Here is an 18,231-nt window from a genome sequence, read left to right as displayed (position 1 = left end):
TTTATCACAAGTAATACGACAGACGCACATATTCACATATTAAACAACTGCGAAAAGACACTATTTCCTAATTAGGTCAAATAACTTAAATTTGCGCCAAATTTATTGCTGCGCTGTTTCTGCATATGCGCGTCCTTTTCGAACACTTTAGCGACCAGGACAAAGACTGATGGGCGGTAGCGTGCCCAAATATGATTGCCGTGCTGCCGCACAGGCCAACCTTTACTTAAAACATTCCCGCTCCTCATTATTAAACAATGGCCTGAGCGAAACCCCCTCAGATCTAAATTCAATATGCAAGCCAGATCACCATTAAAAATTCAAATCGCAGTACTTCATGCACTACTGATCAGGGAGCTCAAAACCCGCTTTGGTGCATACCGGCTTGGCATTGCCTGGGCCTTTATTGAGCCGCTGCTTCAAATAGCCGTTTTCATGGGGCTCTTTTACTTTGGTGGAAGAAGCTCTGTCGGAGGCCTGGAAATCCCACTTTTCCTGGCAACAGGTATTGCACCTTTTTTGTATTTTAAGAAAGTAATAATGCAGTCAATGAGTGCAGTCAACGCCAATAAAAATCTTCTTATCTATCGGCAAGTCAGGGTATTTGATACATTCTTAACTCGTTTCGCTCTAGAATTTGTTACATCATTTATTGTACTGGTTGTAATCATACTGATTACCTGGTGGGTAGGATACAAAGTCAGTCTTGTGAACAGCCTGATTTTTATTTACGCCTACATTCTGCTCAGCATCATTGCATTCGGTTTAGGTTTAATATTCGGTGTAATCAATACGCTTTACCCCGAACCGGGTAAATTCATACCGGCCTTACTCAGGCCGCTGATGTTTATTTCCGGTACCTTTTTCTCCATCAATGAACTTCCTGCGAATGCACAAGAGCTTTTGCTATGGAACCCATTGATCCATGTTTTTGAGTTCATGCGCTCCAGTTTTTCATACGATTACGATACCAGCTTACTTAGCCTTGAATATCTGGAACTATGGGCATTGGCATCCTTGACTTTGGGCTTATTAATGCTCAGAGCGAATTGGCGCAAGATGTTAACTCAATGATCACTTTCAACAACGTTACTAAATACTACCCTACCCCTCAGGGTCGGCATTACATACTTAAAGATATTAATCTGACCCTGCCTGGCGATAAAAACATTGGCGTGTTTGGCGCCAACGGCAGCGGCAAGTCTACTTTAATGAGACTCCTTGCGGGTGTTGACTTTCCAAATAGGGGTTCCATCAAAATCGAAGGCAATGTGTCATGGCCACTTGGGCTCTCTGGTTATCAGGGAAGCATGACAGGCCGCGAAAACGCTGAGTTTATTTGCCGGATCTACGGAAAAGACAAGTCAGAAATCAGAGAAAAACTTGACTACATTAAAAGCTTTTCTGAACTAGGTGACTTTTTTGAGATGCCCCTTAAGAGTTACTCATCAGGGATGCGTTCAAAATTTTCTTTCGCAGTCAGCATGGCTTTTGACTTTGATTACTACCTAATCGATGAATTGACAGCAGTCGGTGACAAACGATTCAAGGAAAAATGCAAAAAAACCTTCGACGCCAAAAAAGGTATTGCTAACTTTCTTTTTGTCTCACACAACATTAATGAGCTAAAGCGGCAGTGCGATATTGGCATTTTTATAAAAGATGGATCGATCCATGTTCATGACACAATAGATGATGCCATTGACGCTTATAACTCCATGTAACTCCTTATCCTGACCACTATAAAATGCCAGACACTATTCAAGCTCCGCCAATACAAGAAAACACTTCCACGCAAGGCAAAGGCCCCGCACCTGAAACCAAGAATAGAGACTCTTCTAAACCTCTTTATCGTATTGAGAAAAGGTTAAAGAAGCTAAAGCCTGTTCAAAAACTAAGGGCTGCCTTGCTACAACATCAAACAGGCCGGTGGTTTACCGCTATTGTTGTTATCCCCTGGTTACTCTGTGCCTTTTATTTCACAATTATTGCATCTGATCGCTATGTGTCGGAAACCAGCTTTCTGATCGAGAAAAGTGACTCAGGCGGCGGCTCCATTGAAGGCCTGAGTTTGTTTGGTGTTACCCCGCAGGCCAGTAATGACCAACGGATTCTGGAGACCTTTATACAGTCACCGGATATGCTGGATTACCTTGATGAAAACATCGCCTTGAAGCAACACTACATTGAATCTGCTGACTGGATTTCAAGACTTTCGCCGTCTGCCAGTCAGGAAGACTTTCTTGACTTTTATCGCACCCATATCAATGTTCGATACAATGATACCAATGGCATGCTGGATATGGAGGTTCAAGGCTTTGAACCAGAATTCACCAAAGAAGTCACCGACCTGATTCTCTTGAAGAGTGAAAGCTTTGTAAATGAAATAAGCCATAACATGGCCAATGAACAACTGAAATTTGTCCGTTCAGAAGTTGAGCTGGCAGGACAAAGGCTCAAAGATTTCACTCGCAGGCTGCTGAACTTCCAGAACGAAACCGGATTATTAAGCGTTGAAGAACAAGGTGCTGCCCTTAGCGGCATTATGAATGAGCTTCAAAGTGAACTGATCAGAAACCAAACCGAGCTGCAGACACTGACTTCTTACCTGAATGAAAATTCAGTACAAGTCATCACATTGCGACAGCGGATTCGGGCCCTTCAGTCACAGATTACGACTGAAAAAGACAAACTGGTTGACGGTGATGCCACATCAATCAACGACCTTGCAGCCAGACAACAAGAATTACAGTTGGACCTTGACCTGGCGACTCAAGCCTATACCTCTGCACTGGTTGCTCTGGAAAGCACCCGTACTGAAGCCAGCCGTAAGCTCAAGCAACTGGTTGTAGTCAGTAGCCCCTACCAGGCTCAAGATGCCAAATACCCCAGAGTGGCCTACTCCCTCACTAACCTATTACTGATTCTGCTTATGATTTTTGCCCTGGCTCGTATGATTCGTGCCACGGTCTACGAACACCGAGACTAACGATATTTTAATAATAAACATTTCGTTAAAGCACTTTCGCCTTTCCAGATTATAAAATTATGAAACTTACACTCGTTACATCAACAGCCGCTCTTATGCTGAGCATGGCTGCTTCTGCCACTTCTCTTGCCACTACAGCAATCCCCAAATCTTCTGACACGGAAACAGCGGGTCCAGAACTGGTTGAAAACGTTACACAGCGTCCAGTGTTCGGACAAAATTTATTTGCAGGGTTCAAACAAGCAGAATTTAAAGGATTCAACCCGGAATACACTCTGGCAATTGGCGATCGTGTGACTCTGCAAATGTGGGGGGCCTATGAAGTCTCAGTAGAGCTCACGGTTGATGCTCAGGGTAATGTTTTTATTCCCCAGGTCGGCCCAGTCCAACTGCAAGGTGTTGCCAACAAAGACCTCAATAAAGTTATTGAGAAAAAAGTGCGTAGCGTTTACCAGAAAAACGTGAATCTATACGCCAGCTTGAATGCAGCAGAACCGGTAAAACTATTTGTAACCGGGTTTGTTAAGTCACCTGGGCTGTACGGCGGATTTTCATCCGATTCGATATTAGCCTTTCTGGCAAAAGCCGGAGGCATTCGTCCAGAGTCTGGCAGTTATTTGAATGTCGAATTAAAACGAAACGGCGAGACAAGAGCTACCTTTAATCTCTATGAATTTCTGCTGTCTGGCAGTATTGAACAAGTTCAATTGGGTGATGGCGATACGCTTGTAGTCAAAACACGACAAGGTGTAGCTGCCTTTGATGGACTCGTGGAAAACCCGGTTCAGATTGAGTTTGCCGATGGTCAAACCTCCCTCAGAAGTGCCCTGGACATGGTGGGTGTACTCCCTGAAGCCACCCACGTTCGTATTGCCAGAAATCAAATGGCCAAACGCAACGTTGAATACCTGCCCATTACAGCCACCGCAGAAGTTCAGCTTCAGAGCGGTGATGAAGTCACCGTTGTTTCTGACAAAATGCCTGGCACCATCAGCGTTTCTGTTGAAGGAGAGCACAATGGTCAGGCGATCTATATCCTGCCTTATGGCAGCACCATTAAAGACTTAATGTCACGCCTTACACCTAACGACCGCTCCAATATGGAAGCCATGCAATTGTTCCGGGAGTCCGTAGCCAAACGTCAGAAGGGCATGTTAGAAGTTCAGTTACAGCAATTAGAACAAGCTGCGCTGTCTGCAAGAAGCAAGAGTATTGGTGAAGCCAACTTGAGGAAAGCTGACGCAGAATCCATTTTGCAATTTGTAGAAAGAGCCCGTAAGGCTGAACCTCGTGGTCAAGTGCTCTTGGGGCAGAACGAAACTCGCCTGGATGTGCTGCTAAAAGATCAAGACAAAATCGTTATTCCCAATAAAACGGTTTTGATCCAGATTTATGGCGAAGTCATGTTCCCTAACGCCATGGTCTTTGACAATGGCAAAACGATTAACGATTACGTGTCTGCAGCGGGTGGTTATTCTCAAAAAGCTGATCAATCCCGTGTATTGATTCTGCACCGTGACGGTACCATTTCACGTATAGAGTACAAAGACGGCTGGTTCAGCAGCGGTTTAGCACAATATGATGTTAAACCCGGCGACGAGATTCTTGTCATGCCACAAGCTGATGAGAAAACCATGCAGTACACCAGTGATATCATGCAGGTTATCTACCAAGTGGCCATGAGTACTGCAGTGGTACTGAGCCTTTAACATAAACTTCTGCAAATACCTGATTTCAGCTGAGATGGACAAAAGTCTACCTCAGCTTTCTCCAAACGGCTGTGTTTATAATAGTGACAGATAGCTCAGTGGGCTCTATTGCCCAATAGACGTTATAATCCCACTCGAAATTGCAAACGTCCCCTCGTTAGATAAGGCAAAATAGAATGAAAGTCAGCGAAACAGGCATTAAAGGTCTGAAAATTATTGAACCTCAGGTGTTTGGTGATGAACGCGGCTTTTTCATGGAAACCTGGCAGGCCAAAAAGTTTGAAGCACTTGGACTTCCCAGCCATTTTGTGCAAGATAACCATAGTCGATCCAAACAAGGCATATTAAGAGGCCTGCACATTCAGACTCAAAACACTCAGGGAAAGCTCGTGAGAGTGATTCACGGAGAAGTCTTTGATGTAGCCGTTGACTTGAGAAAAAACTCTGAAACATACGGACAATGGCACGGCGTTTATCTTTCTACAGAAAACAAACGCATGCTCTGGGTACCAGAAGGTTTTGCTCATGGCTTTTATGTCACCAGCGAAAGCGCTGACTTTGTTTACAAGTGTACCGATTATTACGCACCAGAACATGACATGAGTATTGCCTGGAACGACCCCGACCTTGCGATAAAGTGGCCATTGGCCAATGGTGAAGCACCTCTTTTGTCTGGTAAAGACGAAAATGCCATAGCGCTTTCAAAAGCTGGAAGCTGGAAGTTGAAAGCCGGAAGCTGGGCAAGGGAAGTGTAAAGATGAGAGTTTTAATTACGGGTGCTAATGGGCAATTAGGCTATGAACTGCAAAGAACAGTGCCTGATAACATAGAGCTGTTGTGCGCTGATCGAGATCAACTGAATATTACCTCTCAGTCTTCTATCAATGCCTACTTTGATGAGCATAAACCAGAAGCTGTGATCAATGCAGCGGCTTATACTGCAGTTGATAAAGCAGAAACAGAGGTAGAAGCGGCCTTTGCGGTGAATGCTCATGGCCCAGCATTTCTGGCTAATGCTTGTTCAAAGCATGATATCCCGATGATTCAGGTATCTACTGATTTTGTCTTTGATGGCACTCAGTCAACGCCGTATAAAGTTACGGATAAAACCAGCCCGGTCAGTGTCTATGGAAAGAGCAAGCTGCAAGGCGAACAACAGGTTATTGAAATACTGAGGAACAAGGCTGTAGTCATTCGAACAGCCTGGGTCTATTCTTCTCATGGCAACAACTTTGTAAAAACCATGCTGCGCCTGATGCAGGAAAAGGAAGAGCTGGGAGTTGTTGCCGACCAGACAGGTACTCCGACTTCAGCAAGAACGCTTGCATCCTGTTGCTGGCAAACTTTATCCAGACTCCAATCGACTCACTTCCAGCTACCACCTATCCTTCATTGGACTGATGCAGGAGTAGCAAGTTGGTACGACTTCGCTGTAGCCATACAAGATGAGGCTATACAATTGGGGCTTTTGGAAAAAGGCATACCCGTAAAACCGATTCCATCATCAGCCTACCCTACACCTGCCAAGCGGCCATCCTACAGTGTACTGGACAAAACTGAAGCTCAAATTCAAGTAGCACTCTCTCCTATACATTGGCGTAGTGCACTTAAATCAATGCTACTAGAGCTTGTGGATTGAAGTCGTAATTTGTTAGTTGAGCTGTATATAACTCATGCTCTCGTGATAAGTAATAGTTCGGCAATAATCACCTGATTTTACCAGACCCCGTTGAGGCTGAGCCTGTCGAAAAGCTATCACCCTTCTACAAGCTCAGGCTGAACAAGGTACGTATATTGATCAGGCATTTATTTCAAGACAGATACTAAGTGCATGAGCTGCCTCTGTCAGAGCTCAAGTCCTTATGATCGGCATAAAATGTCACTAAACACTTAAATCAAACACATATAGCCATCACAAGCAATTAACCATTTGCCCATAAGGAGTTGGGGATGAACCAAAAGAACTATTTGAAAAAAATCATAATATTGCTGAACAGCACTTAAATAGTGAATACAGACAAAGGCCTTTCAATAGTAATAAATTGCAATGGTCTAAGAAAAAGACGAGCTTTTTAGCGAACACTACTTTTCCAAATAATTTTTACAGTTCTGAAGTTACCCAGTTATGACCGAGTTAAAAAATATAATTGATACCAGCAATAGCATTTTGCCTACATTATCTTCCAGGGCCATGTTTTGGCGACCCAGATACCTGGAAGAGTCCGAGTGGCTGGAACACATCCCATTTTATTTTTGGCTGACAGAAGCCCTTGAGCCGGCAAACATACTTGAAACAGAGATGTCTTCTGCAAGCTCTTACTTCGCTTTTTGCCAGGCAGTAGACAAGCTGAATCTTGATACACTCTGTCATGCAACCCTGAGCAACACTTGTAATCATCAGCAGAAAATCAATGACTATAATCATGAGCATTATCAGGAGTTCTCACTGATCTCTGAAGAGAACAGTAAACAACTGATTAATGACTATGAAGACCGCTCCATTGATCTTTTGCTGTTAAAATACAATGACTCTATTTTGTTCGATAAGGCATTAATGGATAAGTGGCAAAAAAAGCTGTCACAAAAATCCGTTGTCCTGGTTCACGGCAGCCAGAAAAAAGAACTCAAGCCGATTTGTAGAAAACTGAAAGACACCTACCCTACTTTTGAATTCACTCATGGTAATGGGCTACTGCTCGTTTGTTTTGGTCAGGAGCAAACAGCTCGAGTACAGTCACTCTGTAACCGAGGATCGAACGATTCCAGTAACCGTGTCCTACATGATGTTTACAGAAGGCTGGGCAGTGCTTGTTATGAAGGTTGGCTTAGTCAGACCAGTAAGGCGAGACAAAAGCAATTGAATGATAAAATCATTCAACAACAGGAAAAACTACTATCTGTTGATAGTGAAAAAACTGCACTGCTCGCACAACTAAAAGAAGCTGAAAAACAAAGAATTCATATTGAAGAGAACCTGAGTAGCCTAGCTGACGAGAAGACATCTTTTGAGCAGCAACTCTCATCCGTAAAAAATGAAGCTCACAGAAGTCAGCAAAAAATTGAGACATTAAGCAGTAATATCGAACAGTTAAAGCAACAAGACTCAAAAAACAGAGCAGAAAAGAAAGCTCTTGAAGATTCGGTTAGCACACGATTTGACGAACTGGCAGAACTGACAAAGCTACTTCACCAGTCAGATCAAGATAAAATTGCGCTTGAAAAAGACCAGCAAAAATTAAAAGCCGACCTGTCACAAACACTTCAAAGTGCAAAGCAGGATAAAGCTTCTCTTGAGAGTACATATCAAGAAACAAAAGCTGAATTAAGCCAGGCTCACAAAGCCATTGAACAACTGAAGACAAACAAAAATAAAAAGCCTGAAGATTCTACAAAGATTGACGGCGAAAAAGATCTGGTTATTACCAAGCTTCAAGAAAACAATAAACTTCTTGAAGAAGATCAGGCTGCCGCAGCCAGGATCATTGAAGACCTGAAGAAAGAAAACCAAAAGCTCGAAAGATCATTAAATGAGCGATTTGATGAGCTGGCAACACTCACCAAAATACTGGAAGAAAAGAGCCAAATTTCTACCCCCCTAAAATCAGAAGATGCATCGATTAAGCTTAATAATAAACAATCAGTGTCATTCAGTTTCAATAGACTAAAGCCCATTTCGCGACTTTCCAAGAAACAAAAAAAAGATTATGAGTTCTTAAAGGAGTCAGAGTATTTTAGTGCTAAATGGTATCTAAGTGAGTATCCTGAAGTAGGAAGGTCAGAGAAAGAAGCTCTTATGCATTTTATACTTGTAGGTGCAGGCAAAGGATACAGTCCATCTTTCAGATTTAACACAAAAAATTATATTGAAGACTACCCTGATGTTAAAGAGTCAGGCATAAACCCACTCATTCACTATATAAAGTTTGGAAAATCAGAAGGACGATCAATTTCAAATGCAAAAAATTAAAAAATTTCTACCCACAAAATGAGCAACATTATTATTTGGATTTTTTATGCAAAATGATATTGATTTCCTAAAAAAGAAACTCAAACATACTTTAGAAGAATTAGAGTATTGTCAAAACATAATAAAAAGATATGATTTAGAAAAAAACGAAAAGAAAATTAAGTTTCTGGAAAATAACATAAATACATTTGATGAAGAATTTTATTTAGAAAAATATCCAGACGTTAAAAAATCCAGTTTATCACCCTATGAGCATTATGAAAAATACGGAAAGATCCTTGGTAGAATAGCTCACAGAAAAAACTAAAAAAGTACCAAATTAAAATCTCACATAAACTTTTATAATATTATTCCTCAATGAAAACGATAGCATTTTGCGCACCATTTATGAATAGAGATGACGATCTAAAAATGACGTTGTCACACAATCTAAATGTATTATCTAAATATGACAGTCGTGCGACTCTATATGCAAATATATTTGATAGTTCAAGCTTCTTGTCTGACTGGGTTATTGATAACTATAAATCTGAAATCAAACTAGGCATACTAAAAGTTAGAAAAATATCACCATTACTTTATTGGCATTTTTCGTGGGCAAAAAACTCGTTTAAAGATTGCATTGATGAAGATTATTACTCCAGTTTAGATGGAGATAACTTTCTATCAGATGAATATGTCCAGCTACTTATTAGTTTAATTGACAACAATGAAAAAGTTCTTTTCCATGGCTTTTCAGGAACTTGGGGGGATGGGACAAGCGGCCAAGTTACTTTACCAGTAGAACTATATAAAAAATATGGCTATTTAGATCAAATTTATCCAAGACAATATGATGAGAATGGACTTATTGCACGTGCTCTTTATGGAGAAAATGATTTAGTTTATGCTAGCTATGATGGTGTAGATATTAGAAAAAAAAGCTCAGCATTCAAAAAAGCCTGTGAATTTAGAGAAAATAAAAACACACACATTCAACTTGAGAAGATTTCTAGTGAAAACCCTCTAAATCCAAGAGGATCAGGTTATGTTCAGAAAGATAATTTATTAACTTACTATCAAAACTTTAATGAATCTTATACTTTCTTAAAATGTATTGACGAAAGTGAGTCACAAGAATTTCATCGTAAGAAAATGTTTAATTCATTGACAATGCTAAATGAGTCTAATATTACTAGCGTTATAAAAAATACTTTTTATACCTCTAAAAACATTAATATATCATCCAAATTAACTGTATTTTCTGTAATTAAAAATGATAAGGTATTTTTAAATGAGTGGTTAACACACTATAGATCTTTGGGTGTTGAAAGATTCATCATAGTGGATGATCACTCTAAAGATGGTCTAGAAAATAACATAACTGATGAAGATGTTTTTATTCTTAAACCAACTGTAGGTGACTTTAAAAACTGTAAAGTATACTGGTTAAAACTTCTTATGATAGCATTCCAAACTGTAGAAAGTTGGGTGCTAACCATCGATTCAGATGAGTTTTTAGATCTCGGAAACAAATACTCTAACTTAAATAATTATATAGAGGTATTACATAAAAAAAACATAAAATATTCACCAAGCATTCTTCTGGACATGCTGCCAAATGAAAAATTCGATTCAATAACATTTGACGGTACCAATTTCAGAGATTTATTTTGTAACATTTACATTAGGCCATTCGGAAAAGATGACTCTTACTTTGATCACCACTCAATAAAATGGGGTTTTGGTCAGTATAGTGAATACTCCTATAGACTTGATAGTAGGTGGCGTTTTTTTTCGACATTCGATTCTTTAAGAAAAATACCTATATTTAAATATAATAAGTCAATTTCTATGAATCAGGGATTTCATACACTAGCTTACGGAGATAACTTCATAAATGCTGACAAAATATTTTCTTATCCAGATTTAATCCTACCTTTAAAACACTACAAATTTGTATCATTCTTCATAAACAAAGAAAATAAAGTTAAAGGTTACCATCAACGAACACAGAAAAATCTAAAGAGAATCAATAGTACAAAGAGAGATGAATTTCTTAAAGAAATAAGGCTAAGCCCATTTATAAAGCCATATAGCGAGAGTACATTCAGGAGTGTTTTATTTAAACCCATTGGTTTATATAGAATTATCGGAAATGACATCGGTGGTTTACATAGTGATGAACAAACATTCGAAAATTTAAAATTCATTCTTCAGAATGAACCCGATTTCAACGATGTCGAGAAGATATTCATCTTAAATAGAATTTCAGACGAGAAAAAACTAGCTAAATACAGAGAGTTACTAGAAATTTATCAGGCTAAATATATCGTCATCGATTTTGAATTAAATGTATACTCCAGCATTACTTTTGATGAGTCATCTGCACCTTCTTGGTTTGAATTAAATACTGACTGGAAAAAACTTTGCTACGAGATATCACGAAGAGAATCTAAAAACAAATACTCCATTCATAATAATGGAGCAAGAAACTTTGCACTAAACCATGGAAAGAAAAGGTACCAATGGATTTTACCTTGGGATGGGAACTGCTTTGTAAATAAACAAATAATGGATGAAATAAAAAGTACGATTTCTAGGGATGATTGCAAATACATTATTACTCCTATGCAAAGGCTTCTTGATAATAATTCTTCAAAAATCATTGATAGTTATCCTGATAATGCAGATGAAGAACCACAAATTGCATTTCGCTATGACTCAAAAGAAAGTTTCGATGAAAACAGGATATACGGTTTTCAACCAAAAGTTGAACTTTTGAAGAGGCTTGAAGTCCCAGGAGTTTGGGATAATTGGGATAAAATATATCCATGGTTAAAAAGTGAGTTATGCAAGCGTGAAGATGCTGGTTCTTTTAGCTTTTCTAGTTCAGTTTACAGGTTGGCATCAGGAAATAAGAACACATCAGAATGCAGCACCAATCGTTCTCATTTAAGAGCTAAAGGAATAATTGATTATTTAGACTCATTAGCTTGAGTCTTCAGAATTTTTAAAATATTTTTTATAACCAAAAACCTGTAAAAAAATAAAACCAACTCTACTAAGACAAGATTCATAAAATTTCTAATTGGATACATATCTACTTTTTGATTAATTCACAAATAAAAATAAACTTTAATCATATTCTTATCTTATTTAAATTGATAATATTCGGCTTTAGAGCATACTTTTATGATGGTTTTTTTTGTTGCAACAAAACTAGTGTAGTTTTTATATGTCTACGTGAGTAAGCTATGTCTTTAAGTAACACTTTTATATTATCAAAGTCAGATATCAATAATCTTCAAAATTCAAAGTTATACGGCTATGCTATTTTTGAAGATTCAGTCGTATTTGGGACAGATGGATTACATAAATTTTATGCAGATAATAACAAGGCTCTAAAACCTGAGAATGGGCGATTTGCTGGATTTTTTATTGAAAATGAAAAGCATCTTACGATAAAAACAGATATTACTGGTCAAGAACTTATATACGTTTATGACAATGGTCATGACTGGCTTATTTCAAATTCATTTTTCCAGTTAGCGGATAAAGTAGCCGAACTTTATACAATAGAATTATATGAGCCGGCTATTGTCAGCTTCCATATAAAAAATGGCCGTCAACTTGGAGAGCAGTTAATATCTCATAAAACACCAATTCACAACATTAGACTACTTCCTTTAACTTGGGAGATTCGAGTGGATAGGTACACAGGTGAAATAGAGTATGTAAAGGAAGATTTTTTCTCAAAGTATTGTATTCCAGAGGACTTCTCATATGAAGACGAAATTCTGAACTTCATACAGCAAGGAGCAGGCCTTATCTCTGCAATTTCAAACTTTTCAGTTCCTCTCGTACTTGATTTATCTGGCGGTTACGATAGTCGCATTGTTTTAGGAATGATGGAATCATCTAATATACCTTCTAGTCTCAAGTTCATAAAAAGCATTGAACACCAGAAAGGTGATTTCCGCTCAGCTACAGCATTGTGTGAAATATTCAAACTACCAATCAATACCTATATATATCCACAAAAAGAACAATATTTATCAAGCTCTGACTACCTGAGAACTTACTTCTCAGGTAGCGGTGGATCTTACTTGCCAATAAACCACTATAGCGGCTCAGAACTATTTAAAAACTTTCACTTTAGGTTGACAGGTTATCAACCAACAGGTTGGGATGCTGCAATAATGGGTACACCCGAAAAATTAGCAAAAAGCATTCTTTTTAATATGGAAGATAGACCACATAAAGAGGCTGTAAAGGAGGACTTTTTAGAAACATTGAGAATATTAGGGGTTGACTCAGGAGGAGAGGCGGCTATGGCCGCTTACTATTGCGCCTTGCGTTCTAGATTTCACTATGGAAGGTCAAGCTTTAAAACAATTGGTCACTCTTATTTAGTTACACCTTTAATGTCCAAAAGCTTTTTTCTCCTTGATATTCATAACAGACGAAATGGCTTTCCACCACAAAAGATTTTTGTTGATATTTATTCTGCGCTAGGTAAATGGGCATCAGAAACTCCTTTCGAGCATGAAGGAAAACAGTTTACTCCTGACTTGATTCATAAAGCTATCTTTTCTTCAGCAAAAAAAATAAATCCAAATGTATTCAAAATTTATGGTCACCCACATGACAGAGTTACCGATACAAAAGAATCTCAATTTTCAACCATTTTAGACTTTGATTCTGCAACTGAAAATGTAAAAGCGGAAATGGCACATTTATATAAAAGCTCTTTCAGAGCTAGAAGTAGTGGGTTGTTCAACTCAAATGATTTCAAGCTGATCGAAGCTGAAATTAATGATACTAATAAATCTTTAACCCATAGCGTAAGGAAGCTAACTCATTTTGTAACGACTGATGCAATACTACGAATTATCGAAAAGTCTAAACATAGATAAGTTATCAATTACCATATGTTGTATTAATTACTTTCGAGTATAGTTGCTAACACTAGAGAACCTACGAATAAGCCTTAGTCATGAGATAATACTGTCAGAAGCATTATCAACGTCAGCCTCAGATTTACTTTTTTTAAATGTTCGCGCAGAACTTCGGGGTCAGCGCAGAACTTCGGGGTCAGTTCTTGCATCGTGCATAAAACCCACTACTTTTAGTAACTCATTCTACTAAAAGAGTCTCTATTATGAGTCGCCCTCTACGATTAGAGTACGCCGGTGCTTTATATCACGTCACTTCCAGAGGTAATGAGCGGAAACCCATTTTTCTGGAAAAAAAGGACTTTGAACTGTTTCTTGAAGTACTTGATGAGGTATGCTTTCGCTTTAATTGGGTGATTCATTCCTGGTGTTTGATGACCAATCATTATCACTTTCTGGTTGAGACACCTGATGCAAACCTGTCAGCTGGTATGCGACAACTAAATGGCGTTTATACCTTACGGTTTAACCGTCGCTACGGGCGGGTTGGTCACCTTTTTCAGGGGCGTTACAAGGGTATACTGGTGGATAAGTCTTCCTATCTGTTGGAATTGAACCGCTACATTGTTCTTAACCCGGTCAGGGCAGGCATGGTGGATAATCCTGAAGCCTGGCTATGGAGCAGCTACCTGTATACTCTTGGGCAGATGGAAGCACCTTCGTGGCTGGCGGTTGACCAGACTCTGTTACTGTTTTCTCCAAACCGGAAGCAAGCCTGTGAGCACTTTATTCGCTTTGTTGCAGCCGATTCTGGCATTGATGTTTGGCAAAATCTGATCCATCAAATATTCCTTGGTAATGAATCTTTCGTTGCGGAACAAAAACTGATAATTGAAGAATTACAGCTCGACCTGAATGAAATTCCACACAAACAAACACGCCCTGTGTGCAAAAGTCTCGATTTTTATGAATCTAGTTATTCAGACCGTAAGCATGCCATGACTGCTGCCTATCATTCAGGTGGCTACACTATGTCAGACATCGCAAATCATTTTGGTGTACATTATTCAACGGTTAGTCGGGCTTGCACGCAATGCAAGAACTGACCCTCCGCCCCCTCTAATAGCGCTATTTGACAGAATAAGATGAGGCATGCCATGTCCTATAAAATCAGTCATTCACTCATTACACCGGAAGCTTATTTTTCCCATGAAAAAGCTTCACTGAATACCCGCCATGAATATATTGACGGGTATGTTGTGGCTATGGCTGGCGGCACCATCCAACATGGAAAGATGATCACCAATATAGCCAGGCTGCTGGGTAATCACCTGGTGGGTAAGCCCTGCGACGTGTTTTCATCGGATGTTAAGCTCAGGGTCGAATCTGCGTTTGTTAAATCTTTCCGCTATCCAGACGTTATGGTGTCCTGTGAGCAGAACCGAACCTTTGAAGATATGTGTGAATCGGCAACGGTACTGGTTGAAGTACTTTCACAAAGCACTGAACTGACTGATCGTGTGTATAAATCTGCTGAGTATGGGCATGTCCTTAGCGCCACTCAGGGTGAGTATCTGGTGGTGGACCCGGATCACCCGGTTATTGAAAAACGTATGTGGAATGAAGGGCGCTTTGAGGTGGTTGCAACCTATGGCCCCGGAGAGGTTGTAAAGCTGGAGAGTCTGAAGCTTGATCTGTCAATGGATGAACTTTATCTGTAAGCTGTTAACGACTTTTCAGAAAGAGTCGAATGTTGGCAGAGTATTCCGCTGCCACTTCATTAATATTCAGCTCTCCCAGTTTTTTCTCCCGCTGGGCTTCTGGTGGGCATCAAAGACCAAACAAAATTGACTCTCTTTTGTATATACCAGGTTAAAAAGTCAGGCCGTGTCAAAAAAACTCAGGATCTATGCAAGACATCCAACTCATTAAAACCTCAGACTATTTTGATCAAGAAAGCTATCAGAAGAAGCACCTAAAAGAGGCCAAAAAGGAGTTAGCGTCAGCTGAGCACTTCTGCACGGAAGGCTGGCTCAAGGGCTTTCCTCCCTCTCACCGTTTCTCCACTACGTGGTATTTGGAAAACTACCCTGATGTTAAAATATCAGGCATAAATCCATTGGTTCATTTTCTGCGACATGGCAAAAAGGAAGGCCGACTGCCAAGGTCATTGAAAGCCATAGAGTTTGAAAAGCAGTTGTGGGAAAGTACTGATCATGTTGATTCGACTATTAAAAAGCTTGTTCAGTTATCAGCCCATGATTGCAATGCAGAAACACTTTACTCGAAATGGGCTCTGACAAGATGGTATGCCAGTCAGGGGCAATGGCAAGTGGCTTTGCCTTTTGCAAAAACTTTTCAGAAAGCCATTCAAAGTGATGATTTCCAGGAAGCACGTGAAGATTTTCTGGCTCATGACGGTCCTTTTATACTGATATTCTGTGTATTGCTGCAATGTGGTGATACGGCTAATGCCAGAAAGTTGTTGGATAAACTTCAGACGACATTAAAACATCAGCCTGATCTTGCATTAATGCAATGCTCTCTTGAACAGAGTGACCCAAACAACAAACTTGATGGCCTGTCTGGATTAGTGCGTTTGTACCGATCAAATACGTTGCTGGTACCTGATTACAAGAATCTTAACTCAGACTTTAATCTTGATAATTTGACAACTAAATCTAGTCGTATTGATCAATGCTCTGAGCAGTCTTTGGTGACAGTGATCGTACCTGTATACAATGCTGAAGAGACACTGCCTACGGCTATTGAATCTCTGATCAATCAGACCTATCAGAACCTCGAGATTCTTATTATTGATGATTGCAGTACTGATGGTTCTTTAAAATTGGCTCAGCTTTTCTCTGAGCAGGAAACTAGAGTTAAAGTCATTCAGCATCATTGCAATCAGGGAGCCTATGCTGCGAGGAATACAGGCCTTAGAGTTGCTCGTGGTGATTACATAACCACTCATGATAGTGATGACTGGTCTCATTGCCAGAAAATAGAGCTTCAAGTAAAAGCCTTTAGAAACTCCCCCGAAATTAAAGCGACTACTTCACACTGGGCACGCTGTTCAACTGATCTTGTTTTTGGTACATGGCGACAGGAGTCCAGCTGGGTTCATCGCAATGTCTCGTCCTTGCTGTTTCACCGAACGGTTTTCGAAACACTGGGCTATTGGGACAGAGTTTCTATCAATGCAGATACTGAATACTACTATCGAATAGCCAGTGAGTATGGTGCTGACAGCTTGCATGAAGTGTTGTCTGGTATTCCATTATCATTCGGAAGATGGTCAGAGAACAGTTTAACGGGGTCGACCAAGACTCACTGGCGAACACAATTCGGTGGTATCCGTAAGGATTATATGGATACTGCTCATAACTGGCATGAAAAGGCAAAAAAAGACGGCTCATTGTATATGGCGTTTAATCCGGAGCACAGAGCTTTTACAGCCCCTGAATCCATTCAGCGCCCTGGCTTATATTTTGGCAAAGAGTCATACCCAGTTCATCAGGGCAGTCAGAGTGTATGTTCTGAGAGACCCACTGTTTTACTCTGTGCTCATGCCGCTGGTAAAACGCTTTTTGGTGCTGAACGCAGCTTTCTGGACCTGGCTAAAGCCATCAATCAGAATAACTATCGCTTGATCATCACGCTCCCTGAAGCAAGCAGTCCTGAGTATCTGGAAGCCTTAAAGGTCTTCGCCAGTTTCATTATTGTCATGCCCTATTTCTGGTGGCATGAAAAAAGACCGGTAAACACTGAGATTGTTGATCGATTCAAAACACTGATTCAAAAGTATAACGTCAACCTGTTGCATGCCAATACGCTAGTGCTCAGAGAGCCATTACTGGCAGCGAAAGAAGCTGGCATCCCCGGCCTGATGCATGTGAGAGAATTACCGGAACTGGATCATGATCTCTGCCGGGCACTTGGTACAAAGTCCGAAAGAATTAGAATCAATATCAGCGAGTGGGCAGACGGTTTTATCGTTAACTCACTCTGCACATCCCGCTTTGTCGCTGCAGAAGAGAGAAGTCAGCTGTTATACAATACGGTGGATAAATGCACTACACCCTATTCACCAGGCGATGACAAAGTTGTTCGTTTTGCTCTGATCAGCAGTAATATACCCAAAAAAGGAATCGATGATTTTATTCGTCTGGCCAGGAGGGCTGAAAACACCATCAAAAACGCTCAATTTATATTGATAGGCCCAGAGAATGAACACACTGAGGCCTTACTGAACTGTAGAAAAAAACCTACGAATCTTATTTACCACGGCTATACAAGAACCCCCAAAGAAGCAATAGAAAATGCAGATATTGTTTTGAACCTCTCATCTTTTCAAGAATCTTTTGGACGTACCATTGCTGAGGCTATGGCCTCTGGTCGAGCCGTTATAGGCTATCGCTGGGGAGCCATCCCGGAACTTATTGATAATGGTCGCAATGGGTACCTTGTTCACCTGGGTGATATTGATGGCTTATTGAAACGTGTCGAACTCCTGACTCGCTGCTCCGAACACAGAAGAGCTTTGGGCTTAGCGGGCATCCAAAAAGTATCCGAGTTTTTTTCATTTAGTTTATTTTGCCAGCAGTTGGATTCAATCTATTCCAGCTGGATAGATAATGACCACTATTCACCTGATCTAAATTCTATACCAGTGAGTGACTAATAACG

General features: G+C 40.1%; 13 protein-coding genes. All 13 read left to right on the top strand.

Going from position 1 to position 18,231, the window contains the following annotated elements:
• Nucleotides 1-294: 294 nt before the first annotated feature.
• The 13 genes from GZ78_RS25340 (at nt 295) to GZ78_RS27895 (ending at nt 18,226) form a co-directional block, all read left to right on the top strand.
• Nucleotides 295-1,074, top strand: coding sequence for an ABC transporter permease (locus tag GZ78_RS25340; protein WP_034842688.1), 780 nt, complete (start codon nt 295-297; stop codon nt 1,072-1,074).
• A complete protein-coding gene (locus GZ78_RS25335) occupies nt 1,002-1,724 on the top strand; it encodes an ABC transporter ATP-binding protein (protein WP_236631690.1) in 723 nt (240 codons plus the stop codon). The genes GZ78_RS25340 and GZ78_RS25335 overlap by 73 nt, the downstream gene beginning before the upstream one ends.
• Before the next feature lie 23 nt (nt 1,725-1,747).
• The gene (locus tag GZ78_RS25330; RefSeq protein ID WP_051786544.1) at nt 1,748-2,989 is read left to right on the top strand and encodes a hypothetical protein; all 1,242 of its coding nucleotides are present in this window, start codon (nt 1,748-1,750) and stop codon (nt 2,987-2,989) included.
• A 59-nt stretch (nt 2,990-3,048) separates the two neighbouring features.
• A complete protein-coding gene (locus tag GZ78_RS25325) occupies nt 3,049-4,698 on the top strand; it encodes a polysaccharide biosynthesis/export family protein (protein ID WP_081870044.1) in 1,650 nt (549 codons plus the stop codon).
• Nucleotides 4,699-4,874: 176 nt separating this feature from the next.
• Nucleotides 4,875-5,453, top strand: coding sequence for a dTDP-4-dehydrorhamnose 3,5-epimerase (gene rfbC, locus GZ78_RS25320; RefSeq protein WP_051786542.1), 579 nt, complete (start codon nt 4,875-4,877; stop codon nt 5,451-5,453).
• Nucleotides 5,454-5,455: 2 nt separating this feature from the next.
• Nucleotides 5,456-6,337, top strand: a complete 882-nt coding sequence (gene rfbD, locus GZ78_RS25315; RefSeq protein WP_034842683.1) for a dTDP-4-dehydrorhamnose reductase — start codon at nt 5,456-5,458, stop codon at nt 6,335-6,337.
• Nucleotides 6,338-7,252: 915 nt separating this feature from the next.
• On the top strand, nt 7,253-8,665 hold the full coding sequence (locus tag GZ78_RS25310) for a coiled-coil domain-containing protein (protein WP_152558953.1): 1,413 nt from the start codon (nt 7,253-7,255) through the stop codon (nt 8,663-8,665).
• Between the two features lie 46 nt (nt 8,666-8,711).
• Nucleotides 8,712-8,972, top strand: a complete 261-nt coding sequence (locus GZ78_RS25305; protein WP_034842678.1) for a hypothetical protein — start codon at nt 8,712-8,714, stop codon at nt 8,970-8,972.
• Between the two features lie 80 nt (nt 8,973-9,052).
• Nucleotides 9,053-11,644: a glycosyltransferase family 2 protein gene (locus GZ78_RS27900; RefSeq protein WP_051786541.1), complete on the top strand. Its 2,592-nt coding sequence runs from the start codon at nt 9,053-9,055 to the stop codon at nt 11,642-11,644.
• A 257-nt stretch (nt 11,645-11,901) separates the two neighbouring features.
• Nucleotides 11,902-13,563 (top strand): hypothetical protein, encoded by a 1,662-nt coding sequence (locus GZ78_RS25295; RefSeq protein WP_034842675.1) that lies wholly within the window; start codon nt 11,902-11,904, stop codon nt 13,561-13,563.
• 245 nt (nt 13,564-13,808) lie between these two features.
• A complete protein-coding gene (locus GZ78_RS25290; RefSeq protein ID WP_034842673.1) occupies nt 13,809-14,648 on the top strand; it encodes a transposase in 840 nt (279 codons plus the stop codon).
• 51 nt (nt 14,649-14,699) lie between these two features.
• On the top strand, nt 14,700-15,263 hold the full coding sequence (locus GZ78_RS25285) for a Uma2 family endonuclease (RefSeq protein WP_161787490.1): 564 nt from the start codon (nt 14,700-14,702) through the stop codon (nt 15,261-15,263).
• 188 nt (nt 15,264-15,451) lie between these two features.
• Nucleotides 15,452-18,226 carry a glycosyltransferase gene (locus tag GZ78_RS27895; RefSeq protein WP_051786540.1) on the top strand — a complete coding sequence of 925 codons (2,775 nt, stop codon included), beginning with the start codon at nt 15,452-15,454 and terminating at the stop codon, nt 18,224-18,226.
• Nucleotides 18,227-18,231: the final 5 nt, after the last annotated feature.

Origin of the sequence: Endozoicomonas numazuensis, from assembly GCF_000722635.1 — a bacterium.
GTDB classification, from domain to species: domain Bacteria; phylum Pseudomonadota; class Gammaproteobacteria; order Pseudomonadales; family Endozoicomonadaceae; genus Endozoicomonas_A; species Endozoicomonas_A numazuensis.
The sequence above is the reverse complement of the archived record's forward strand: the minus strand, read 5'-3'. Positions and strand labels throughout refer to the sequence as shown.

Coding starts and splice junctions, on each gene's coding strand:
- rfbD (WP_034842683.1), top strand. CDS start 5,456: ATGAGAGTTTTAATTACGGGTGCTAATGGGCAATTAGGCTATGAACTG.
- GZ78_RS25290 (WP_034842673.1), top strand. CDS start 13,809: ATGAGTCGCCCTCTACGATTAGAGTACGCCGGTGCTTTATATCACGTC.
- GZ78_RS25330 (WP_051786544.1), top strand. CDS start 1,748: ATGCCAGACACTATTCAAGCTCCGCCAATACAAGAAAACACTTCCACG.
- GZ78_RS27900 (WP_051786541.1), top strand. CDS start 9,053: ATGAATAGAGATGACGATCTAAAAATGACGTTGTCACACAATCTAAAT.
- GZ78_RS25285 (WP_161787490.1), top strand. CDS start 14,700: ATGTCCTATAAAATCAGTCATTCACTCATTACACCGGAAGCTTATTTT.
- GZ78_RS25295 (WP_034842675.1), top strand. CDS start 11,902: ATGTCTTTAAGTAACACTTTTATATTATCAAAGTCAGATATCAATAAT.
- rfbC (WP_051786542.1), top strand. CDS start 4,875: ATGAAAGTCAGCGAAACAGGCATTAAAGGTCTGAAAATTATTGAACCT.
- GZ78_RS25335 (WP_236631690.1), top strand. CDS start 1,002: ATGGGCATTGGCATCCTTGACTTTGGGCTTATTAATGCTCAGAGCGAA.
- GZ78_RS27895 (WP_051786540.1), top strand. CDS start 15,452: ATGCAAGACATCCAACTCATTAAAACCTCAGACTATTTTGATCAAGAA.
- GZ78_RS25340 (WP_034842688.1), top strand. CDS start 295: ATGCAAGCCAGATCACCATTAAAAATTCAAATCGCAGTACTTCATGCA.
- GZ78_RS25310 (WP_152558953.1), top strand. CDS start 7,253: ATGGATAAGTGGCAAAAAAAGCTGTCACAAAAATCCGTTGTCCTGGTT.
- GZ78_RS25305 (WP_034842678.1), top strand. CDS start 8,712: ATGCAAAATGATATTGATTTCCTAAAAAAGAAACTCAAACATACTTTA.
- GZ78_RS25325 (WP_081870044.1), top strand. CDS start 3,049: ATGAAACTTACACTCGTTACATCAACAGCCGCTCTTATGCTGAGCATG.